Genomic DNA, 23,486 nt, shown 5'->3' with positions numbered 1-23,486 from the left:
CATGATTACGCTGCACCACCTAAACCAATCGCGCTCTAAGCGCATCATTTGGCTACTAGAAGAGCTGAATCTTGAGTATAAAATCGCGCCTTATCAACGTGATAACGTCACGTTTCTCGCGCCACCTGAACTCAAAAGTGTTCACCCTTTGGGTAAATCGCCCGTCATAGAAGACCAAGGGCTGGTGATCACCGAATCTGGGGCCATTACAGAGTATCTGATCCAACGTTACGGGCCACATCTCGCACCTAAAGCAGACAGCGATGACTATGTCGATTACCTGCAATGGCTGCATTTTGCGGAAAGCTCAGCGGCGCTGCCCTTGCTTCTGAAAATGTTTGTCGCCAAAGATGGCGCGCAGACCAACTTCCTTGCCGGCTACGCCGATCTTGAGTTAGATAAAGTGATGAGTTACGTCAATCAACGTTTAGAAGGTAAACGTTACTTGGTCGCCGACACCCTCACCGGTGCGGATATCATGATGTCTTTCATCGTGGAAATCTTAACCAAGTTCGGATTGCTGGAGCGCTACCCTCATATCGCTACCTACGCCAAGCAACTTGCGACTCACGACAAGTTCAATAAAGCGGAGCAGTTAGAAGCGCAATATGGTTAAACCGTAAGCGTTAGCACCGTTAGAAATCAAAACGCCGCCCTTTTTCGTCACTAAAAGGGCGGCGTTTTTTTGGGTTATTCTGTCGCTTCGTGAATCGCTTCTTTGGTGTCCTTCCATACTTTGGAGGAGTCTTCTTTCACTCCTTCCCAGGTATTGGAACAACCGGCGAGCAGTAAGACAAGCGTTGCAATCATGGCAGAGAGTTTCATGGTAAATCCTTTACAATTTCGCGTTCGTTTCGACAAAGTAGATTAACCAAGTTATGGATAGCAAAAAAGGGCTAAATCGCCCTTTTTGTCACACTTCTGACCGAAGCTTATCGCAAGCAAATATTCAATTTATGCCACTTGGACTGAGCCATTCATCTATGTCAGAATGACCGCTTTCAACGTCACACAATGAAAGCCCTACTATGAATTTCCAAGCCGCAATTTTTGATATGGATGGCCTATTACTCGATACCGAGCGCCTCTGTATGCAGGTGTTTGAACAAGCCTGTGACAACGTTAACCTCCCGTTCTACCCTGATGTCTACCTCTCCATCATTGGTCAAAATGCGGTCAGCATTGATAAGACATTTCGTAAGGTGTACCACGACGATCTCGATAAGCTCGATGCAGAATGGCGTAAAAACTACAAAGCCATCGTTAATCATCAAGCCATTCCGGTCAAAGAAGGCGTGCTTGATCTGCTGAAGTGGTTAAAGGCGAACAAGATCCCAACCGCTGTTGCCACCTCATCACAACGAGAGGTTGCCACGGTGAAATTAAAACTGGCGGGATTGGATCAATACTTTGATTCTCTAACGTGCGGCTGTGAAGTGACCCAAGGCAAACCTGACCCAGAGATTTATTTACTCGCCGCTCAAAGGCTCGGCGTTGAGGCCGCGCAATGTGTGGCGTTTGAGGATTCGAACAATGGTGTGCGCAGCTCCATGGCTGCCAATATGACGACGTTTCAGATCCCTGATTTGGTCGCGCCTTGTGAGGAAGTATTGGCATTAGGCCACTACGTCGAGTCTTCGTTATCGGATGCGCTGGCGCGCTTGAAAACGGAAACAATGGTGGCCTAACACCTAGGCACTATGAATAGATTTTGCTCTCGGCGCGGCGGTTAATATGCGACGCCGAGGGTTCATCGAAATCGACCAAAATCAGTTCACTGTACTTTTTCTGTTGCAAGTTCAAAGGTTTAACTTGCTGCTGGTGTTTACGACGCTTTTGGCGCGCCTTTCTAATCATCTCATCCATGGTATGACTCCCTAGCTAACTGTGGTCAAACAGTTGTTCAATTTGACCGCAGTTTCACTGTAGCAGTTCCCTCTTTTTGCTCCATTGAATTTCCTATCTGCTGTGTAAAATGATCGTATTTTGTGATCCTGTTTGAAAGCGCAGCACCGATCGCTTGCAAATAAGAAGGGTGAAATGTGCTCAAGATAGTGCCCTGTCTCTGACTAGTGTTGTCGTGCCTATTACTGATTATCTCGCCTAACGCATCCGCCGATATGCCAAAGCACTCTGTGTCATAACTCAAGGTTCTATCAAATTGATCCAAGAGCCTTTTAATTGTCTGTTGCCACCCCAACGTGTGAAGTATGCCCTATGATGTTAGGGCACAAAGCAACGTTGGATAAGGAATTAGAATGACTAACCAATACGTACCACCTAAAGTTTGGACAATGGAAGAAGGCAACGGCGGACAATGGGCCAGCATCAACCGACCAGACTCAGGCGCGCGCCACGAACAAGCCCTACCCGTTGGCGAGCATCCGCTACAACTGCATTCTCTGGCGACGCCAAACGGACAAAAGGTCACAATTTTACTCGAAGAACTGCTTGCGCTCGGTGTCAAAGAGGCCGAGTACGACGCTTACTTGATCAAAATTGGTGACGGTGATCAGTTTGGTTCTGGCTTTGTCGAAATCAACCCGAACTCAAAAATTCCGGCCTTAGTGGACCGTTCTGGTGAAACGCCCATCAACGTCTTTGAATCTGGCCACATCCTGCTTTACCTTGCGGAAAAGTTTGGTCATTTCCTACCTAAAGATCATGCGGCGCGAACTCAAGTGATGAACTGGCTATTTTGGCTGCAAGGCTCTGCGCCTTATCTGGGAGGCGGCTTTGGTCACTTCTATGCGTATGCACCAGAGAAATTCGAGTACCCGATCAACCGATTTGCGATGGAAGCCAAGCGTCAGCTCGACGTACTCGACAAAGAACTGGCGAAGCACACCTACCTCGGTGGTGAAGAGTACAGCATCGCCGACATCGCCACCTGGCCGTGGTATGGCAATCTGGTGTTAGGTCACGCCTATAATGCCGCAGAGTTCTTAGACGTCGACAGTTATCAGCACGTCAAACGCTGGGCGAAAGAGATTGAAGCGCGTGAGGCTGTGCAGCGTGGCCGCATCGTTAACCGTGCATGGGGTGAAGAGTGGGAGCAAGTGCCTGAACGCCATAGCGCGGCAGACATTGATAAAGTACTCGCACTGAAACCTTAATTATCCCGACCTCCTCTACTGAATAACCCATTCAGCTCATAACCAAGGCAAAAATTGCCTTGGTTTTTTTTGTGTTCAATAGCCAATTTTGGTGAGAACCAACTTGTGATCGGAACCGTTGGGTGTCGAGAGACTTTCTCTGTGGCACAAACGCCGCCCAGCATTGGCCGATTGTAGCCACAGGTGATCAATGGCAATCATGGTTGATGCAGGCGTTGCGACTTGTGCGCCCCAATTAGGCCAGCTCGCCACCGGCGCGGTCTGAAAGGTGGGGAACAGCTGCGCAAAACGTCGGCTGATGGAGGATAGGTTAAAGTCTCCGACGATCAGCACTTCATCATCAGGGTATTGCTCATTCAACGACTCAATGGTTCGAATTAACGCGTTGCGACGATGCCAGAGTTCTTTGCTGCGCGGCGAAGGTGGATGCGCCACCATTAGAGTGATGGGATCTTGTTTTGGTGGATGCCATAGCGCGCGAATCACGCTCTGCTGATCCGGCGTGTGAAACACAGAGGCGTCCGTTAACGGGGTGGTGCTGAGAATCATTTGGCTCGACGGGTAACCGATGCCCTCTTGGCCGCCATAGAAAAACGGATAGCGGTCATCGAGCAATTTAAGCTGCTCACCAATCTCCGGCGCCACTTCCTGCATCACAATCAAATCCGCCGGCTGCGTTAATAAATAGTTGATGAACTGATGGATGTCTGGATTTTCGTAGTAGAGATTGTATTGCAATACGGTGACGGGGGTATCGCAATCAGCGACGAGTGCTTGGCTGCCTTTGGGTGTCATCAAGGCAAACGCGCCGGCAAGGACAAGGCAGACAAGCGTTTGACCGTAACAGCGGGCCAGCCCCAACACGAGCGCAAGCAGTACATAGCCAAACATAAACAGCGCAGGAAATGCGACGATGTTTTCTACCCACCAGAGGGACTCTTTCAGTGATAACCCTGCCCAGCACAAGGCTGGGAAATAGACAATTGCCCAAAGAATCCAACGCTTCACTCCACCTCTCCCTCAACGTTAGCGCCACTTGAGACAAGGCCCAATCGCGCGTAACAAATTAGAGTAAGTATGGTCGATGATTGACGTTTTCACCGAGTTTTTAACGGCTTAGCCCACGGCTAAGCCGTTAAGATCGGCTAAAGTACACCGCGTGATTGCCTAAAGCGGCTCCACGCGTACGGCTGCGACCTTAAATTCCGGGATCTTAGCGTGCGGATCTTTGGCCGTGGTGGTCAAACGGTTGACCGGTGACTCCACAAAATGGAACGGAATAAACACTACCCCAGGCTGCATACGCTTGGTGACAAAAGCGTCGATCTCAATCTCACCTCGCCTGGTGGAGACTTTCAGCCGTTGCCCATTGCCAATGCCTAAGCGCTCGGCATCCTGCACGCTGATCATCGCTCTTGGCCCGGCAAGGTTATCCAACCCTTGGGTTTTTCTCGTCATGGTACCGGTGTGAAATTGCTCCAGCACGCGGCCGGTAGTCAGCACTAATGGGAACTCCTCATCCGGCAGCTCTGCGGCATAGCGAAAAGGAATCGCCTCCATTTGCCCTTTGCCACGCGAAAACTGCGTCTGATGCATGATACGCGTCCCTTCAGGGTTATTCTTATTGCTCGGCCACTGCACGCCATTAGGCGGGATGTTGGCCCACTTTAAACCACCATATTGTGGCGTGACTCGTGCTATTTCATTGGTGATATCCGAGACCTGACGATAACGCCACTCCCCGCCCATCGCATTGGCGATTTCCTGAATGATCCACCAATCTTCTTTCGCCTCGCCCGGCGGCGCTACCGCAGGAGTAATGCGCTGCACTCGGCGCTCTGTGTTGGTAAAGTGGCCCGATTTCTCGGCAAAGCTACACGACGGCAAGACCACATCAGCGTACTGCGCGGTTTCGGTAAGGAAGATGTCTTGCACCACCAAGAAATCGAGACTCTCAAGCCCTTCAATCACGTGGGCTTGATCCGGATCGCTCAGTACCGGGTTTTCACCCATCACATACAAACCTCGCACGCTGCGTTCGCACGCACCATCGATAATTTCTGTTAAGGTCAATCCGGGCGTAAGCGATAGATTGGGTGCATCCCAAGCAAGAGCAAATTTATCTCGCACCAAGGGGTTATAGACCTTTTGGTAGCCCGGGTAGTTATTGGGCAACGCGCCCATATCACACGCACCTTGCACGTTGGATTGGCCGCGCAGAGGGTTAATACCGCCGCCTTCAATACCGATGTTGCCGCACAAGAGTTGCAAATTGGCGATGGAACGAACGTTATCATGACCGGTAGTGTGCTGAGTGATGCCCATTGAGTAATACACAGCGGTGCGTTTCGCCGTGCCTATCATGCGCGCCATGGCGAAAATATCGTCCGCCTTCACACCGGTGACCAGCTCCACGTTTTCTAACGCGTATGAGGGCGACATAACCTCTTGCATCATGGTATCAAAACCGTCTACGCGCTCTTCGATGTAGTCTCGGTCATACCAACCGTGTTTGATGATTTGCTGCATCACGCCATTAATCAGCATCACATCGGTCCCCGGACGATGCGCAAGATAGAGCTCCGCGTGATCGGCCATGGCGATGCGTTTCGGGTCGGCGACAATCAAGCGCGCGCCATGGTGACGCACCGCTTGTTTAATGTGCGAAGCGATGATCGGGTGCGCTGATGAGGTATCGGACCCTATGATAAAGATGATGTCAGAGTGCTGAATGCTCGGAATATCATTGGTCATCGCGCCACTGCCAAGCGCCGCTTCAAGCCCGGTGACTGTCGAGGCGTGGCACAAACGCGCACAATGATCGACGTTATTGGTGCCCAGCTCTCGACGGATGAATTTCTGAAACGCGTAGTTATCTTCGTTGGTGGTTTTCGCTGAAGAGAAACCGGCCAGCGCATCCGAACCAAAGTCGCGTTTGATGGCAGAAAACTTGTTCGCAATCAGCGTAATCGCTTCAGACCAAGACGCCGGTTGCAACCAACCATCTTTACGGATCAACGGAGTGGTGAGGCGCTCGTCACTGCCAATAAAATCAAAACCAAAGCGACCTTTGACGCACAACATACCTTCATTAACCGGAGAGGCTCCGCCTGTCACCGCCATGATACGATTGCGCGCTTCATCCACATGCAGCGTCAGTTTACAGCCAACGCCGCAGTAGGTGCATATGGTATCCACCTGTTTCAATTCAATATCCCGGCCTTGCGCTTTATTGCGCTTATCCACCATCGCCCCAGTCGGACACGCTTGCGTGCACGCACCGCACTGTACGCAGGCGGAATCGCCCATTAAGGTGCCATTGGGGCCAAAGTTAGGTCGTAAATCGGGGCGAAGTTTCGGGTGGCCTTTTTCGTCGGTCATAAAGCTCAGCACGCCATGAACGCTTTGCTCACGACACGCTTGTATGCATTGCCCGCAACTGATGCAACGGTTGGCATCAAAAACAATAAACTCTGAGCTGCTATCGACGCAGAATTTATGCCGCTCATCGCGCACCGCTTGCCAATCGGCTGCGGATTGAACCTTCACCGATTGCGGGTGGTGTTGCTCGGCCTGATAAGTGGTGGCGTAGTCACGCAGCGCACAATCGGTGTTGGCTTGGCAGCCACATTCTAGGCAGCGCGCAGCTTCCGCTATGGCTTGCTCGTTATCAAAGCCTAGCTCGACTTCGTCAAACGAGCATTCACGCTGCTCGGCGCTGAGCTCAGGCATGATCATCCGCTTCACCTGCTCTAACTGCTTAAACTGAGCAGGGTCGACTTTGTTTAACGACGGCTCTTTGCGCGCATTAAACGGTTTAACAGGCAGTGATGCCATGGTGCCATTGAAAAAGCGATCGATGGCTTGCGCGGCAGTTCGTCCATCCGCTACCGCTTCAATGGCAGTGGCTGGGCCTCGGCGAAAATCACCGATACTGAACAAGTTACCACTACCGTGATGCATAGTAGTCTCATCCACATCAGCGGTATTCCATCGGGTGATAGGAATATCCAGTGTTTCATGACGCATGAAATCCAGATCTGGGGTTTGTGACACGGCCGCAATCACGGTATCAAACGCTTGTGTGAAATACTCGCCGGTCGGCTCTGGACGACGGCGACCTGAAGCATCGGGTGTCCCCAGCGCCATGCGCTCAAAGGTGACTTGATGCACGCGCCCTTGCTCGTCCGCATGGTTTTCCACTGGGTTAGTTAAAAAGTGGAACTTGACCCCTTCGTGTTCCGCTTCCACGATTTCATAATCTTCGGCAGGCATTTCATCGCGGGTACGACGATAAATCAGTGTAGTATCGGCGCCAGCTCGCACCGCAGTACGCGCACAATCTATCGCGGTGTTGCCCCCACCGATCACCGCCACTTTTTTCCCGGTGGTAAAGCGCTGCTCGGTGACGTAATCCTTGAGGAAATCCACTCCAAGATAGCAACCCTCAAGCGTGCTTCCCGGGTAGTGCATTTCGACCGCTTTGGACGCGCCAACCGCAAGACAAACGGCGTTATACTCTTCACTCAGCGCACTGAGCGTGTTCGCCTCTCCTAACTTGCTGTTGGTATGAATCGTCATGCCGTTGCGACACAGCAGATCTATTTCTTGATCAAGAATCGATTTGGGTAAGCGATACTCAGGAATGCCATAACGCAGCCAGCCCCCGGCTTGTGGCATCGCCTCAAACACGTCCACTTGATAGCCTTCATTCGAGAGGTAGTAGCCCGCTGTCAATCCGCCCGGCCCACTGCCAACAATCGCGACACGTTGTGGCTTGTCGGCTTTTTTCTCCGGTACATAGGCCTGATAGGCACGCAGATCAGCGTCGGCTGCGTGGCGTTTGAGCTGGCGAATCGCGATCGGCTCATCGACGAGCGAGCGGCGACACTCACTTTCACAAAACGCAGGACAAACGCGGCCAATCGACAATGGCATCGGCAGCGTTTTTTTAATCACTTCGACCGCTTTTTGATGGTCATTTTGCGCAATATGGTAGAGATAGCTCTGAATATCGACCCCAGCGGGACACGCGGTCTGACACGGCGCTTCACAATCGGCGTAATGATCTTCCATGATGCGATTTAAGGCCCTGCGGCGATGCTCTGAAAGCGCAGGAGACTGCGTTACCACATTGAGCCCAGAGTAGACCTTCAATTCACAGGCACGTTTCATGCCGCCACTTTCCACTTCGACCACACACAAATCGCATGGGATTTTGTCGTTTGAACGGTTCAAACCACACAAAGATGGGATCTCAACGCCGCAGACGTTCGCGACCTCAAGTAACGTTTTGTCCGTCTCGACAATTCGATAAGCTCCATCAATGATTATCTCAATCACACCGCACTCCATTCTTTGCGACATTACACCTTTATTAACCATACAATATTAATGGTTAATAACCTGTGATTGATCACACATTCGTACTCTTTAGCACGTGAATTTCCGCAGTGGATTTCATATCAAACCTATGCTCACCTAAGTTTCTGATATTGTTCAGCATACATCGATAATCATACAAATAAATTAGGCATCATATTGTTAACAGAAAGGGTAATTATGTGGCACGTCATTTTCATATTTGTAATGTATAATTTCGTTTTTAACATTTAATAATAGATAACAATAATGTTACTTTAGACACCGTTGGTCACACCGATGAATCAAGAGTTTAATTGACGAAAAACGGTGTTAATGAGACACCATTCTTTCGGTATTTTTATGGTGATTACTATTGGGGTAATGACTTTGAAAATATCGCTTTAAATGGCGTTTAATAACACTCTCTACGTGTGGCAAACATTCCAAACTATCTCATTTCATACTTTGATCCGTGCGGTTTGCCCACTGCACGGTTTTTTTTCGTCTTTTTCTCGAGACATCGCATTTTGTGAAGCATCGCAATAATTATCCACTTGATTAACAGGTGAATAATTTTTCTCATGTCGAAGCGCCAGTTTGCCCCCTATAATTATCCAATTGTTTAATTGTTGATTGGAGAAGCCCGTGCAAGAGAGACCACGCCGCGCAGGTCGACCGACGCAAAACATTGATGCCCGAGACGCGCTCATCCTTCACGCGCGCGAACTGTTTATGGCGATGCCGTATGACAAGGTCTCGACACGTTTGGTTGCGCAAAAAGCGGGGGTCAACGCCGCGATGATTCGCTACTACTTCGGCAGTAAAGAGGGGCTATTTGAGACCATGCTGAGAGACACACTCGAGCCGATGAAACATCAATTGCAACAGATGTTTAGTGTCGGTTCTCAGCAAAGTTTTATCGACATTATGCGCACTTACTATCAAGAGATGCACAAAACGCCGCACTTTCCCAAGCTCATTTGGCAAGTGATGAATATGCCTGCGTCGCAAACCCAGCGAAAACTCATGCAGAAAGTCTTTGATGATGTGAGCCGGCCCATGCAGTCAATGATTTTTGAGAAGCTAGCCGCCAACGGCATTATTCGCCCTGGTATGGATCCCCTGCTGTGTCGAGTCTCCTTTATCAGCTTGATGGTGTTTCCGTTTATCGCACCCGCTTCTCTTCTCTCGATTCATGGCATTGAACTAAGCGAATCTTTTTTAAACCGATTACTTGAACACAATATTGACGTTCTTAAACATGGCTTTTTACAAGCCCAAGGCGAACACGATGAAAATCAATAAGAAACTTCTGTTTTTCCCTGCCCTTGGGGTCGGGATCCTCATTCTCGCCCTCGCGATCATGACCAAGCCGCAACTGCCCGTAAAGCCAGCGGGTGAGCGTGCCAGACTGGTCGATACTCAAACACTGGAACTCAAAGCGATAGCGCCACTGGCAATTGGTTTTGGCAAAGTTGCACCAAAAGTCGAGTGGAAAGCCATCGCGGAAGTCACCGGGAAAATTGTCTATCGACACCCGGATCTTGAAAAAGGACAAGTCCTACGTGCGGGGACGGAAATTCTGCGTATTGACCCGCTCGACTACGAACTCAAATTGGTTCAAGCCCAAGCTGATCTCAATTCTGCTCACACTTCTTTAGCTAAGCTCAACCAAGAAGAAGCCAACCTCAAACAGACGTTAGTGATTGAGTCAAATCGACTCGACATTGCCAACAAAGAACTCGCGCGCCAACAAAACCTGCGTCAAAAAGGGCTGAACTCTCAATCTGACGTTGACCAGCAGCAGCAAAGCACCTTATCGCAACGTAAACTGGTGCTCGACATCGAGAACCAAATCGGATTGATGCCTGACGAAAAACGCGTTGCAGAGGCGCAAGTAAAAGTGGCAACCTCCAAAGTGGACGAGGCCAAGCGTTCTCTTGAGAAAACCATCATTCGCTTGCCTTACGACTTACGCATCGCCAGCGTTGACATCGAGCAAGACCAAGTGGTCAATCTCCAGCAAACCATGGTGGTCGCTCATGGCATACAAGTGATGGAAGTGGAAGCGCAGCTCTCGATTCACGACATGCTGACTATCGCAGCAAGCCTAGGTGAATTTGGCCGCGACGAATCCGGCATTCCGCAACCCAATATGACGGATATTAAGGCTAACGTGCAACTAAGCAGCGGAAACCTAAAAGCATCTTGGCCTGCGCGTGTGGCGCGCATCAGTGAAACGGTCGATCCTAATCAGGCGACGGCGGGCATCATCCTCGAAATCGAGCAAGACTATCGCGCACTTGCGCCGGGCGCTACGCCGCCACTGGTTAATGGCATGTTTGTACGCGCGGAAGTCGAAGGCCAAGCCAACCCGAGTTGGGTCATTCCTGAACGGGCCCTCCATGGCAATACCATTTATCTGCTCGATGAAGAGAGTAAATTGCGCATGGTGCCGGTGGAGGTACTTTATCGCCGCAATAACCAAGTGGTGATCGAGGGGGATTTGGAGCAAGGACAAGCGCTGATTCTCAATGATCTCCTCCCTGCGATTGAAGGGATGCTGCTCAAAGATGCGCGTTCGCCACAGGAGCCGAAATCATGATTCGTTTTTTCGCCAAGCACCCAACGGCGGCCAACTTATTGATGCTCACCTTGCTACTGCTCGGCGTGACATCTCTCACCACCATCAAACGTGAGACATTCCCTGAGTTTGATCCACCTTATATCATGGCGGGCGTCGTCTACCCCGGCGCGTCGCCACAAGAGGTCGAAGAGAGCATTTGTGTGCGCATGGAAGACGCGGTGGATGGTCTGGCCAATATCGTTGAAACACGCTGTGAGGCGGTCGAAGGCTCAGCGCGTTTAGTGCTCAAACTCGACGAGAAAGCCGATATTGGCCGCATGTTGGTGGATGTGCAAACTCAAATCAACGCCATCAACGATTTTCCGCAGGAGATCGAATCCCCTATCGTTCAAGAGTTGGATTGGAACGAGCCTGTGGTTGATGTGGCTATCACCGCAGATACCACATGGCCAGAGTTAAAAGCCTACGCCGAACAGCTTAAGCGAACGTTAAAACTTGACTATGGTGTATCGCTCGTCGATGTGGCCGGGTTTTCTGATCACCAATACCGAGTGGAACTCGACACCAGTGCCATTCGCCAACTGGGTCTGAGTGTTGGCGATATCGCGACGCAAATCGGCAAGCAGAACGTCAAACTGCCCAGTGGCAACGTGGAAACACCTGACAAAAACTTTCTCATTCGCTTTGATGAGCGACGCGTCACACCAGAGGCGCTCGAAACGATTGTGGTTGGCTCTGGGCCAAATGGTTCTCTGATTCGCTTGCGAGACGTGGCTAAAATCACCGATCGCTTTGAGCTCGATGAGCAAAAAGTGTTGTTTGATGGTCACCCATCCGCCCTGCTCAAAGTGAGCAAAAACAAAGAAGACGACGCACTGCGCATTAAAGAGCGCGTGGCTGCCTTCGTGGCCGACCAACAAGTGCACGCGCCCGATGGCGTCACCCTTGAAATGACCAATGACCTCTCCTCAGTGTTATGGGACCGCCTGACCATGATGGTACGCAATGGTTGGCAAGGGATCGTGTTGGTGTTTGCCACCATGTGGCTCTTCTTTAGCTTACGCTACTCGTTTTGGGTGGCCGCAGGCTTACCGGTGGCTTTTTTAGGTGGGCTGTTTTTGATGGCGCAGCTTGGGCTATCCATTAATATCATGTCCTTGGTCGGCTTGTTGATGGCCATCGGTATCATGATGGATGATGCCATCGTCATCGCTGAATCCATTGCCGCCCACTTAGATCGAGGTGAAGAGATCGATGACGCGGTGATCAAAGGCGTCAAAAAAGTGCTCCCTGGGGTGATCTCCTCCTTCTTAACCACGGTGTGTATCTTTGGTAGCTTGCTGTTCTTGCAAGGTGAGATGGGCGCAGTGCTCAAAGCGGTGCCGCAAGTGCTGATTTTGGTCTTAACGCTCAGCTTGGTGGAAGCGTTTTTGATTTTGCCGAATCACCTGTCGCACTCACTGCACAAGCAGAAAGTCGAAAAAGCGCCCAATCGTTGGAAGAAGCGACTGCTCGATTCATTTGAGCATTTTCGCAACACCACGCTGGTCAATGCTGTCGACAAAGTGGTGGCCTACCGTTACGCATTTTTAGGCGCGGTGGTGGCGATGCTTTTGATCTCTGCCTCAACACTGGTGAGTGGCGTTTTGAAGTTCCAACCCTTTCCTGAACTGGATGGTGACATCGCCGAGGCACGCGTGATTTTACCGCCGGGCTCTTCGCTGCGCCAAACTGAACAGGTGGTGGATCGCATTGTTGCTTCAGCACGCAAACTCGATAAAACCTGGAGTCAGGAGTTTGAGCAAGGCAGACCGCTTGTTGAGCACATCACTAGCCAGTTTAATACCAACGCGGATGCCAATGAGTCTGGCCCACACATTGCGACGGTGAGACTCGATCTGCTTGGCGCGGAAAGTCGCAACACCCTTATTGATGACTTCATTGCTGCGTGGCGTGATGATGTCGGTGAGCTCGCCGACCCCATTTCTTTGGTATTTAAGCAGCCGACAATGGGACCGGGTGGCCGCGCGATTGAAATTCGCGCCAAACATGATTCATTGGAAGAGCTGAAAGCCGCCTCCATCGAGATTCAACAATACCTCAATGAATTTGATGGCGTACATGGCGTCTTAGATGACATGCGCATGGGCAAAGAAGAGGTGTTGGTGAAGCTGCGCCCAGGCGCCGAGAGCTATGGGGTGAACGGGCAACTGATCGCGTCGCAACTTCGCGCAGCATTCTTTGGACAAACGGCGGATGAAATTCAAGTCGGCGTGGAGAACATTTCTATCGAGGTGAGGCTGGACAAAACGCAGGCTGGCGATCTTGGCCAGTTGGCCAACTTCCCTATCATTCTTGCAGACGGCAGTCAGATCCCACTTGCCAGTATTGCAACCTTGGATTTCCAACGCAATTACGTGCGGATTCAACGTATTGATGGGCTAAGAACCGTCAGTGTGTTTGGTGATACTGACAACACCAAAGCCAACTCCACCGCCATCATTCGTCAGTTTCAGCAGCAAGAAGCGCCAAGACTGGTCGCTAAATACCCGGGGCTGAGATTTGATTTTGAAGGCGAAGCGAAAGACGCCGCGGAAACCGGCGCCTCAATGGGTAAAGGATTTTTGCTCGGTCTGTTTGGCGTGTTCGCCATCTTAAGCTATCAGTTCCGCAGCTATCTTGAGCCGTTTGTGGTCATGCTGGCGATTCCACTGGCGTTTATCGGTGTGGTGTGGGGCCACGTGCTGCTTGGCCACCCATTGAGTATGCCGAGTATGATGGGCTTTGTATCGCTGGCGGGGATCGTGGTGAACGATTCCATCTTACTGGTGCAGTATATCCGCCACCATGTCGATGAAGGGGACAGCGTGCACGACTCCGTGGTCAAAGCGAGTCGCGAGCGTTTTCGCGCCGTCTTTCTCACCTCGATGACCACCGCCGCCGGCTTACTGCCGCTCCTGACGGAAACCAGTTTGCAAGCGCAGGTTATCCAGCCACTGGTCATCTCGATTGTGTTTGGTATCTTCGCCTCGACACTCCTGGTGCTGTTTATGATCCCGGCTGCCTACGCCATCCTAGCGGATTTTGACTTGGTGCATAAACACGAGGAAATCTAACAACAAAGGCACCCGCGGGTGCCTTAATTGATTGTGAGATGAACTCAGTGGGCTAGAGAGTAAGGGGAATCAGCTCCAAACCGAGTATCGAACTCACCCCCATCACCACCAGCAATGACACTTTAAACACCGCCTTAGACCACACCATGTAGTTCTCCTCGGTGACCGGTCGAAACGTCACTTTTGTCCACCATAAACAGACCGCCGACGCGACCAGCAGGTATTCCCAACCCGCTTCACCGAGCAGATACAACCCCAGCGCAACCAAATTAAACGCCAGTACATACGCCAACATATGTTTGCGCGCCGTTTGGATACCGGCCACTGCCGGTAACACCGGAATGCCCGCCGCTTTGTAGTCGTGCATGCGAAACATGGCAATCGCATACGAATGGGGCATTTGCCACAAACTGAACAAGGCAAACAACAACACGGCTTCCAGACTGATGTAGTTGGTCACGGCCAGATAACCAACCAAAGGCGGCACGGCGCCAGAGACGCTGCCAACTAAGGTGCCATAGACCGAGGTGCGCTTGTACCACATAGTGTAAAAGAACACGTAAAACACGTAGCCCAACAACACCACCACCGTCGCGAGCGGATTGGCCAAGGTGTAAAGCATACCCGTTCCGACAAGCAGCAAGATCAGGGCAAACACAAAGGCGTGATCGACATTGAGCTCACCTTGCGCCAACAAACGACGCTCGGTTCTCGCCATTTTTACATCAATATCTCTATCAAAGATGTTATTGATGACGCACCCTGAGGCAATCACCAACGCAACGCCAACCAAGGTGCTCAGGAGCAGCGATGCGCTCGCGGACTCTGATTTAGCCGCAAGGAAAAACCCTGCGGCAACAGAGATCATATTGCCGATGATGATGCCCGGCTTAGTGATCGAGAGATACCCTTTCAACATGAGCGGCCTACATCATCATGTTGATATTAAGGTTCCACATGATCCAGATAGAGCCGCCAATCAAGATAAGAACCACTATCGCGGTAAACATCAGCGAGACGAAGTTCCACTGGCCTTCTTCGGTGCGCGTTTCCATATGGAGGAAGTAAACAAAATGCACCACCACTTGAACAATCGCGCAGCCAAAGAGCACCGCATAGGTCCATGCCGGTGACAAGCTTTGCGTGGCAACAAAGTAGAACGGTATCGCAGTTAAGATCAACGAGGCGAGAAAGCCTTTCACGTAGTCTTTTTTCCCGCTGTCCGCAGCTTGATGACTCATGGCATGACTCCTACTAAGTAAACGATGGTAAAGACACAAATCCAGACGATGTCGAGGAAGTGCCAGAACAAACTCAAACACTGAAAACGCATTTGCATGGTGTCCGTCAGCCCTTTAGTGCTCAGTTGCCAGTAACACACGACTAACCACAGCAAGCCAAAACTGACGTGCAGCCCGTGCGTTCCAACCAAGGTGAAAAAGGCCGACAAAAAAGCGCTGGTTTGAGGCGTCGCCCCTTCCGCTATCAGGTGATGGAACTCATACAGCTCCATCGCGATAAAGCCTGCGCCAAGCAGGAAAGTGACGATCATCCAACGCTTTAGGCCAGCGACATCACCACGTTTCATCGCAATCATGCCAAAACCAAAGGTGATACTGCTCAGCAGCAGCAACATGGTTTCCACAAACACAAACGGCAGCTCAAACAGCTCCTTGCCTGTCGGACCGCCTGCGGTGGCGTCCGACAACACCGCATAAGTGGCGAACAAACTGGCAAACAACACACAGTCGCTCATCAAATAGATCCAAAAGCCAAACTGCTTGTTTGCGTTACCATCATGATGGTGATCGTGCTCGCCATGTCCAGCGAGCGTTTGAGTATCAGCGTGCATACGTCACCTCCATATCCTCATCGTTGCACTCTTGGTCAGACGAGCCTTGACTGGCGCTGGTCGCTCTTTCACGATGCGCCGCTTCAATCGCTTTGATTTCATCGACTTGGACGTAGTAATCCACATCATCATTGAAACTGTGCTTGATACAGGTGACGACCATGCCCACCAAGCCGATGGCCGCAAGCCACCAGATGTACCAGATCATCGCAAAGCCAAACACCAAGGCCCACGCCGAGACATAAATGCCCGTTGGTGTGTTTTTAGGCATATGGATCGGCTCGTACTCAACCTCGCAGGTGAGATCGTGTTCACCGCGCTCTTTCTGATACCAGAAGGCATCAAGCTCATCCCCTTTGGGCAGATGGGCGAAGTTGTAAAATGGCGGTGGTGAAGAGGTCGACCATTCGAGTGTACGACCACCCCACGGATCGCCCGTCACATCGAGGTTTTGTCTGCGATCGCGGATGCTGACGTAAATCTGGATGAATTGACACAACACACCCAGCGCGACAATCGCCGTTCCGAAAGCCGCGACAGCAAGCAGTGGGAAAAACTCTGGGTCGATATTTTGGCTAATGCGACGCGTCATGCCCATAAAGCCCAACGCGTAAAGTGGCAGGAAGGCGAGAATGAAACCAGTAATCCAGCACCAAAACGCACGTTTGCCCCAAGACTCATTGAGCGTAAAGCCCGTCGCTTTAGGGAACCAATAAGTGATCGCCGCAAAGCAGCCAAACACCACACCACCAATGATCACGTTATGGAAATGCGCAATCAGGAATACCGAGTTGTGCAAGACAAAATCCGCCCCTGGCACGGCCATCAAAACACCTGTCATGCCACCAATCGTGAAGGAGATAAGGAAACCTACCGTCCACATCATCGGCGTGGTAAATCGGATACGACCGCGGAACATGGTGAACAACCAGTTAAAGATTTTTACGCCCGTCGGTATGGAGATCACCATGGTCGCGATGCCAAAGAAAGCATTGACGTTTGCCCCTCCCCCCATCGTGAAGAAGTGGTGCAACCAAACAACGAACGCCAAAATGGTGATGACGATTGTTGCCCATACCAGAGAGGTATAACCAAACAGCTTTTTGCGTGAGAATGTTGCGGTCACTTCAGAGAACACCCCAAACACTGGCAGAACCAGAATGTACACTTCAGGGTGTCCCCACGCCCAAATCAGGTTGACATACATCATCATGTTGCCGCCCATATCATTGGTAAAGAAGTGCATCCCTAAGTAGCGATCGAGCGTCAGCAGCGCAATCGTCACGGTCAAGATCGGAAATGAGATGATGATCAGGATGTTGGAGCACAGTGAAGCCCAAGTGAACACGGGCATTTTCATTAGTGGCATCGAAGGGGTTCGCATGCGCAAAATCGTCGCAAAGAAGTTAACCCCAGATAAGGTCGTTCCAACCCCTGATATTTGCAGCGCCCATATCCAATAATCCACACCCACCCCGGGACTGGCCTCAATCCCCGACAATGGCGGGTAAGCGAGCCAACCTGTTCGGCCAAACTCACCGACGGCAAGCGACATATTGGTTAAGATCACCCCGACGACAAACAGCCAAAAACTCAAGTTATTGAGGAAAGGAAATGCTACGTCTCGCGCGCCAATCTGCAAAGGGATGATGATGTTCATCAAGCCAATAATCAGCGGCATCGCGACGAAGAAAATCATGATCACGCCGTGCGCCGTGAAAATCTGATCGTAGTGATGCTGCGGTAGATACCCCACTTCACCGTACGAAGACAGCAATTGCTGGCTGCGCATCATCACCGCATCGGCAAAACCACGAATCAACATGATCATTGCCACCGCAATATACATAAAGCCTAATTTTTTGTGGTCAACCGAAGTAAACCACTCACTCCATAGGTATTGCCACTTACCCATGCGGGTAATGGTACCCACTACCGCCAACCCCACTATCGCGATCACCGCCATGGTCACCATGATAATGGGCTCATGATATGGAATGGATTCTAACGTTAATCTTCCGAACATTATCGTTACCCTTTATGTTCTGTACTGTGCATGTGATCGGTCATTTCCTCATCGCCACTCATATTGAGCGAGCCCATAAACTGCATCACCACAGAGTGAAATAAGTCATCAGGGACATGAGAAAAGTAAGTCACAGGCACGTTTTCGCTCGGCGTTGCCAGTGCTTGGTAATCATTGAAATCACGCAGCACCTTAGGTTGCGCTTTCACTTCGTTGACCCAATTCTCAAACGCACTCGCATCAGGCAGAGCATGAGCGGTAAACTTCATGTGAGAGAAGCCTTCACCGCTGTAACTCGCTGACATTCCTTTGTATTCACCTTCATGATTGGCGATAAGATGTAGGCGCGTCACCATGCCCGGCATGGCATAAATTTGACTGCCAAGACGCGGTATGAAGAAGGAGTTCATGATGTTGTCGGAGGTGATTTTGAATTTCACCGGCACATCTTTGGGAAACGCCACGTAGTTGACGGTGGCAATATCGTGTTCTGGGTAGATAAACAACCACTTCCAGTCCAATGACACCACTTCGATGGTCATGGGTTCAATATCACTGTCTAGCGGTGTTGAAGGTTCCAGTTCATGGGTGGAGCGCCAGGTAATCACGGCCAAAATCGCGATGATAATGATAGGGATCGTCCATACCACAATCTCAATTTTGGTCGAGTGAGACCATTCCGGCGTGTATTCTACATCCGTATTGCTGGCGCGGTACTTATAAGAAAAATAGATGGTCATCAAGATCACAGGAATCACGACGATCAACATCAGAACCAATGCTGTAATGATCAGCTCTTTCTCTCGTACTCCAACCAAGCCTTTAGGATCAAGTAAAGCAGACTGACATCCAGAGAGGAGTATCGTGGCGACGAACGCACTCACCCTCAACAAGATGTGTTTATATCTTGAGGCTTCCATTGACTTTCTCGACTGTCGTAGCGGATAAACACCGACAACGTCGATGTGTTGAGCAATCCGCGGTTAAACCGTATCCATTTGCTATGGATTTTATTTACTTGCACAACCGTGTTTGCTTTCGCCACATCGAGGCATATCCGCTCTGATGGCCGTGTACTCGTCACTACCACCGCCCATTTATGCCAAAATGTTACAAAAGAAACACTTTGTTACAAACGGCGCATTATGCGGATCTAAAAATCAAATCATAGCGCCGCAAAATGCAATCTTACCTTCCATATTTGAAACAAATTACAACCTAAATCCATGTTTTAAATATGGATTATGAATATAAGGCCCTGTATTTACTGGACTGGGAATATTGATCTGGGTCAATCAATGTGTAGAAAATCGAACGACTTGAAGCAAGTGGGAAGAGGAATTTAGAGGGAATTTTCTTTGTCAGCGCAAAAGGTGTTGCAAAATGTAAAAAATTATTTCATGCAAAAAATAAGGCCAGAGAACATGCTCTGGCCTTATCTTAGAATTCTCTCATCCGAGCAATTACGCTGCTTCAGATGATTGAGCGATTTGTAGATCTTTAGCTGGGTAAGTCAACATCAATCCGTCCGCTTTAACGTGCACGTAAAAACCGCCACTGCTTAAACCGTAAACGGTCATTGGGCCGAAGTCCTTACCTTTTGTCGCTACTACCACATCACCGATTGCGTACATTTAAACCACCTCAATTAACTGGATTTTTCACTAACCTACCTTAGGTTATGCGGCGACTGTAAGGGCATTTTTATCCGGTGCCTAATCCAGTTTTTTATCGTTTCGATTAGCAATAGTTAACCATTTTCAATTAGCGCTGGATTTCTCGTAATAGATTGAAAATAATGACCAACCAACACCTTCCCATTCACCGAGGGTGCCAACGAACAAATATGGGAGAGCGGGCAATGACGCAACCGATCTATCTCTTTGATTGGGGAGATACCTTAATGGTCGATTTTCCAGACCAAAGCGGAAAAATGAGTACATGGGAAAAAGTCGAAACGGTAGAAGGCGCCGAGCAGACGTTGCAAGCGCTCGCAAAAGAGCATGCGGTTTACGTGGCCACCAGCGCTCAGCACTCTTCAGAAAGAGACATTGAACAAGCCTTCCAGCGAGTCGGGTTAGACAACTACCTGAACGGCTACTACTGCAAGGCGAACCTAGGGTTAGAGAAAACCAGTGTGGCGTTTTACCACGCCATCGCACAATCGCTGGAGGTTGAACCAAGCCATCTGATCATGGTTGGAGATTCACTGGAAAAAGACATCTACCCTGCCCAACAAGCCGGGCTCAATACGGTTTTGTACAACCCAAGCAACGATGCGGTACCTGAAGGCATCACACACATCCAGTCACTAACTCAGTTGCTCGAACGCGACTAAAGTACAGGCCAGTGAACAAAAAAGGCAGAGCTCAGTGGTCAATACCACTTTGGCTCTGCCCTTTTCATCTGTGACAAACTCGAGACATTAACGTCAAATTAAGCCGCCGTGGGTTTGGGCTGATAGCGACCCGGTTTATGGTTCATGGCCAAGATAAGGTTAGTCGCAATCGCGCCCAGTACCGACAATAGAATCAGATGGATATCGACGATAAACAGCGACAAAATCACGATGGTACAGTCAAGACCCATTTGCACTTTACCGGCACGAATACCAAAGCGCTCCTGAAGAAACAGCGCCAAGATGTTAAAGCCACCTAAGCTCATTTTGTGGCGGAATATCACCAGCATACCGACGCCGATTAATCCACCACCCAGTAACGCCGCATACACGGGTTCAATACGGGCAATCTCAATCAAGTGATGAAGATGGTCGACCGCAAACGACACTATGGTCACCGCAATAAACGTGTTGATGGTAAAACGCCAGCCCATACGAGTGACCGACAAAATATAGAAGGGTAAGTTGAGAGCGAAAAACACCTGACCAAAACTGAAATCACTCACTTTAGTGAGGAAAATCGCCAATCCCGCGGTGCCACCCGTGAGCAGCCCCACCTTGTTAAAGAAGATCACCCCAAGTGAGACCAGGGCACTACCTAAAATGAGGGCGAGTAAGTTTTCTCGCAAGCTATGTTCGTTGTCCATAATCCGGCTTCCTATCCTTTAGATTCAAAATATTCTCAGAATCAAACGGGCATAAGATGAAGTTGTTTGGCAAAAATGTCGAGATCGTCCGTGATAATGATCACATCATAAGTGTTAAAGGAAGTTTACACAGTGTTCACCAATTCAGTGCATTTAGCGAGTACCAGCCCACACCGCCGTGTTTTGAAAGAGGTTGAGCGCAACTCGGTGAGCGCTGTGCCGCTTTGATCCGTACAAAGCCTTGTGATTAAACAGACACAAGCGTCATTGAGAGGAGTAAAGCAGAGGATGAAGGTTTTAATCGTGGGTGGCTCTGGCGGTATTGGCCTTGCTATGGTCAAGCAGCTTATTGAAGATGACACTATCGACACCGTTTATGCGACGTTTCGCCAACGTCAACCCTTGCTTTCGCATCCCAAGCTCAACTGGTTTTTGGTGGATGTGTGTGATGAGGCGCAGATTGAGCACTTAAGCCAAACCATCTGCCAACTCGATTGGGTCATCAATACGGTGGGCCTGTTGCATGACGATACGCATCAACCAGAAAAGCGACTTGCGCAGCTCGACAGCGCGTTTTTCCTTCGCTCAATGCAGACCAACGCACTGGCGACAGTGTTGCTCGCTAAATACTTGCAACCGCTGCTGATGAAGAGCAAACAGCCTAAATTTGCGAGCTTATCGGCTCGGGTCAGCAGTATCAGTGACAACCGTTTGGGTGGCTGGTATAGCTACCGCGCCTCAAAGGCGGCGCTCAATATGATCATCAAAACCCTGAGTATTGAGTGGTCACGGTTTAAGCCGAGCAGTTGCGTATTCGCGCTGCATCCAGGGACAACCGACACGGCACTGTCGAAGCCTTTTCAGTCCAATGTCCCCGAAGGAAAACTGTTTTCTACTGAGCGCGTCGCGCGTCAACTGCTGGCGATAGTGTTACAGGCCGATGAGCAGCTCAGCGGTGAGTTTCTCGCTTATGATGGGACGCGCATTGAATGGTGAATGGCCTGTAACAGAACATCACGCCATTAGTCACATCGTGCTCGATCAACACTAGTTAGCGATGGGCTGAATCGATAAGTGGTGGGAGGCCACTTGCCATGATGGGCCTCTGTGGCCTTTCGCTTGGTACATCGCTAAGTCCGCCAAACGCATCAAACTGGCTCGGTCTTGGGCATGGTCTGGGAAACAACTCACCCCGATACTCACGTCTAATCTCACCGCTTCGCCCTCGAACACGATAGGTTGATTGAGGTGATGCATCAGCTCATCAATAAGAGCATCGAGACAGGAGAAATCATCGAGTAAATCGAGACAGACGACAAATTCATCGCCACCCAGCCTACCGACAAAATCACTGTCACGGAACGAATGGCTCAATCGATGCGCCACCGTCACCAAAATACAGTCACCAGCGTCATGGCCCAAGGTGTCATTGATCTGCTTGAATTTGTCCAAATCAATAAACAGCAACGCGAGCTTGTGGTGCTGCAAACGCGCTCGTTGCAACGCGTCTTCCAGTTTGGCATTGAAGGCTCGACGATTTTTTAGATTAGTTAACGTGTCATGCTCAGATAAGAACGTCAGCTGCTTCTGTTTCTCTTTTAACTGTAACGTTTGACGTTCCACTTCACGTTGTAACTCTTGCTTGGTCACCGTGGTCTCTTTGAGGTTGCTGGTCATACGATTGAAAAAGGTCGCAATGGTTTCAAATTCTGAATCCATTTTTTTCAGCGATACCTTGGAGTCCAAATCCCCTTTGGATACCGCCACAATCGCCCTTTTGATTTCCGTCGCACCAATACGATAACGAAGGAAAATGTGCAAACTGATCAAACACACCACAACCGAGCCGATGATCATCCACCCAGCGGCAAACCACATCAAGGCTTTGAGTTCGCGGGCGCTCTTATCCAAAACTTGGCGATGCACATACGCCAGCTCCTCCGTCATGTTTTGTACAATCATGCTGTAGCGAGATTGAAACAGCTCACGACTACTCAAATCACTCGCTAACGGTAAGGCCGTATCTTGCGCCGAATAGATCCGACTCTCTTGCGCAATCACAGCGGAAAGGCCATCACTCATTCTTTGCATATTGTCCAAGCGGTGATCACGGTTTTCAAAAGTGCTGAGCTGCGCCGCGAGGTCTGAATGAGCGCTGATGACGTGATGCAAGCTCTGCTCATCATAAAACTGCATAAATAACCACAACTGACTTCGCAGCATATCCACCGACAGTTGTAGTTCGACCACCTGATCCAATTCGATTTTTGTTTGACGCTGCTGGGCGTTAATGTTCAGCAATAACACCACAATCAACACGGTCAGTACGAGTGTGGTCCCAAACAATAGCGAGAGTTTCTTGGTTAACGACTTCAGCATA

At 50.1% G+C, this 23,486-nt stretch carries 20 protein-coding genes; 8 read left to right on the top strand and 12 right to left on the bottom strand.

Translation table 11 applies throughout. The annotated features are described in order from the left end of the window. The first annotated feature begins 1 nt into the window (after position 1). Entirely contained in the window at positions 2-616 is a 615-nt protein-coding gene (locus tag AC6R0R_RS03320) for a glutathione S-transferase family protein (protein ID WP_500625697.1), read from the top strand. Positions 617-690: 74 nt separating this feature from the next. Here AC6R0R_RS03320 and AC6R0R_RS03315 read toward each other — a convergent pair whose 3' ends face one another. After that, entirely contained in the window at positions 691-825 is a 135-nt protein-coding gene (locus AC6R0R_RS03315) for an entericidin EcnAB (RefSeq protein WP_334551715.1), read from the bottom strand. Positions 826-1,028: 203 nt separating this feature from the next. Here AC6R0R_RS03315 and AC6R0R_RS03310 point away from each other — a divergent pair, with 203 nt between their 5' ends. Continuing rightward, positions 1,029-1,688: an HAD family hydrolase gene (locus tag AC6R0R_RS03310; protein ID WP_500625696.1), complete on the top strand. Its 660-nt coding sequence runs from the start codon at positions 1,029-1,031 to the stop codon at positions 1,686-1,688. A 10-nt stretch (positions 1,689-1,698) separates the two neighbouring features. Here the strand turns inward: AC6R0R_RS03310 and AC6R0R_RS03305 are convergent, their stop codons facing one another. Then, positions 1,699-1,866, bottom strand: coding sequence for a hypothetical protein (locus AC6R0R_RS03305; RefSeq protein WP_500625695.1), 168 nt, complete (start codon positions 1,864-1,866; stop codon positions 1,699-1,701). A 392-nt stretch (positions 1,867-2,258) separates the two neighbouring features. Here AC6R0R_RS03305 and yghU point away from each other — a divergent pair, with 392 nt between their 5' ends. Continuing rightward, complete coding sequence (gene yghU / locus AC6R0R_RS03300) at positions 2,259-3,116, top strand: glutathione-dependent disulfide-bond oxidoreductase (RefSeq protein ID WP_334551711.1); 858 nt, start codon at positions 2,259-2,261, stop codon at positions 3,114-3,116. Between the two features lie 75 nt (positions 3,117-3,191). Here the strand turns inward: yghU and AC6R0R_RS03295 are convergent, their stop codons facing one another. Together AC6R0R_RS03295 and fdhF are read right to left on the bottom strand one after the other, a co-directional pair. Next, the gene (locus AC6R0R_RS03295) at positions 3,192-4,124 is read right to left on the bottom strand and encodes an endonuclease/exonuclease/phosphatase family protein (protein ID WP_334551710.1); all 933 of its coding nucleotides are present in this window, start codon (positions 4,122-4,124) and stop codon (positions 3,192-3,194) included. Positions 4,125-4,283: 159 nt separating this feature from the next. Then, positions 4,284-8,459, bottom strand: coding sequence for a formate dehydrogenase subunit alpha (fdhF, locus tag AC6R0R_RS03290; protein ID WP_500625694.1), 4,176 nt, complete (start codon positions 8,457-8,459; stop codon positions 4,284-4,286). A gap of 666 nt (positions 8,460-9,125) precedes the next feature. Here fdhF and AC6R0R_RS03285 point away from each other — a divergent pair. From AC6R0R_RS03285 to AC6R0R_RS03275, 3 genes are read left to right on the top strand one after another with little or no spacing between them, the layout of a single operon-like run. Next, on the top strand, positions 9,126-9,785 hold the full coding sequence (locus AC6R0R_RS03285; RefSeq protein ID WP_500625693.1) for a TetR/AcrR family transcriptional regulator: 660 nt from the start codon (positions 9,126-9,128) through the stop codon (positions 9,783-9,785). Further along, complete coding sequence (locus tag AC6R0R_RS03280) at positions 9,772-11,085, top strand: efflux RND transporter periplasmic adaptor subunit (RefSeq protein ID WP_500625692.1); 1,314 nt, start codon at positions 9,772-9,774, stop codon at positions 11,083-11,085. The genes AC6R0R_RS03285 and AC6R0R_RS03280 overlap by 14 nt, the downstream gene beginning before the upstream one ends. Then, entirely contained in the window at positions 11,082-14,183 is a 3,102-nt protein-coding gene (locus AC6R0R_RS03275) for an efflux RND transporter permease subunit (protein ID WP_500625691.1), read from the top strand. Before AC6R0R_RS03280 ends, AC6R0R_RS03275 begins: the two co-directional genes overlap by 4 nt. Positions 14,184-14,235: 52 nt before the next feature. Here AC6R0R_RS03275 and cyoE read toward each other — a convergent pair whose 3' ends face one another. From cyoE to AC6R0R_RS03245, 6 genes are all read right to left on the bottom strand, one after another. Beyond that, positions 14,236-15,102 carry a heme o synthase gene (gene cyoE, locus AC6R0R_RS03270; RefSeq protein ID WP_500625690.1) on the bottom strand — a complete coding sequence of 289 codons (867 nt, stop codon included), beginning with the start codon at positions 15,100-15,102 and terminating at the stop codon, positions 14,236-14,238. A 7-nt stretch (positions 15,103-15,109) separates the two neighbouring features. Next, positions 15,110-15,424 (bottom strand): cytochrome o ubiquinol oxidase subunit IV, encoded by a 315-nt coding sequence (gene cyoD / locus AC6R0R_RS03265; RefSeq protein ID WP_500625689.1) that lies wholly within the window; start codon positions 15,422-15,424, stop codon positions 15,110-15,112. Then, positions 15,421-16,035 carry a cytochrome o ubiquinol oxidase subunit III gene (cyoC, locus tag AC6R0R_RS03260; protein ID WP_334551703.1) on the bottom strand — a complete coding sequence of 205 codons (615 nt, stop codon included), beginning with the start codon at positions 16,033-16,035 and terminating at the stop codon, positions 15,421-15,423. The genes cyoD and cyoC overlap by 4 nt, the downstream gene beginning before the upstream one ends. Next, positions 16,025-18,061, bottom strand: a complete 2,037-nt coding sequence (gene cyoB, locus AC6R0R_RS03255) for a cytochrome o ubiquinol oxidase subunit I (RefSeq protein WP_500625688.1) — start codon at positions 18,059-18,061, stop codon at positions 16,025-16,027. Before cyoB ends, cyoC begins: the two co-directional genes overlap by 11 nt. 5 nt (positions 18,062-18,066) lie before the next feature. Beyond that, entirely contained in the window at positions 18,067-18,981 is a 915-nt protein-coding gene (gene cyoA / locus AC6R0R_RS03250) for a ubiquinol oxidase subunit II (RefSeq protein WP_500625687.1), read from the bottom strand. 543 nt (positions 18,982-19,524) lie between these two features. After that, positions 19,525-19,695 (bottom strand): hypothetical protein, encoded by a 171-nt coding sequence (locus AC6R0R_RS03245; protein WP_500625686.1) that lies wholly within the window; start codon positions 19,693-19,695, stop codon positions 19,525-19,527. Between the two features lie 227 nt (positions 19,696-19,922). On the opposite strand from AC6R0R_RS03245, the gene AC6R0R_RS03240 reads away from it, so the two are divergent. Continuing rightward, positions 19,923-20,399: an HAD family hydrolase gene (locus tag AC6R0R_RS03240; RefSeq protein ID WP_500625685.1), complete on the top strand. Its 477-nt coding sequence runs from the start codon at positions 19,923-19,925 to the stop codon at positions 20,397-20,399. 98 nt (positions 20,400-20,497) lie between these two features. Here the strand turns inward: AC6R0R_RS03240 and AC6R0R_RS03235 are convergent, their stop codons facing one another. Continuing rightward, positions 20,498-21,106, bottom strand: coding sequence for a DUF6198 family protein (locus tag AC6R0R_RS03235; protein WP_334551698.1), 609 nt, complete (start codon positions 21,104-21,106; stop codon positions 20,498-20,500). A gap of 288 nt (positions 21,107-21,394) precedes the next feature. Between AC6R0R_RS03235 and AC6R0R_RS03230 the strand changes: the two genes are divergently transcribed. Next, positions 21,395-22,102, top strand: coding sequence for an SDR family oxidoreductase (locus AC6R0R_RS03230; protein ID WP_500625684.1), 708 nt, complete (start codon positions 21,395-21,397; stop codon positions 22,100-22,102). Between the two features lie 51 nt (positions 22,103-22,153). Here the strand turns inward: AC6R0R_RS03230 and AC6R0R_RS03225 are convergent, their stop codons facing one another. Further along, positions 22,154-23,485: a diguanylate cyclase domain-containing protein gene (locus AC6R0R_RS03225; protein ID WP_500625683.1), complete on the bottom strand. Its 1,332-nt coding sequence runs from the start codon at positions 23,483-23,485 to the stop codon at positions 22,154-22,156. Between the last annotated feature and the right edge of the window lies 1 nt (position 23,486).

Source organism: Vibrio sp. R12-SW3-ISO1 (genome assembly GCF_059834005.1).
The sequence above is the reverse complement of the archived record's forward strand: the minus strand, read 5'-3'. Positions and strand labels throughout refer to the sequence as shown.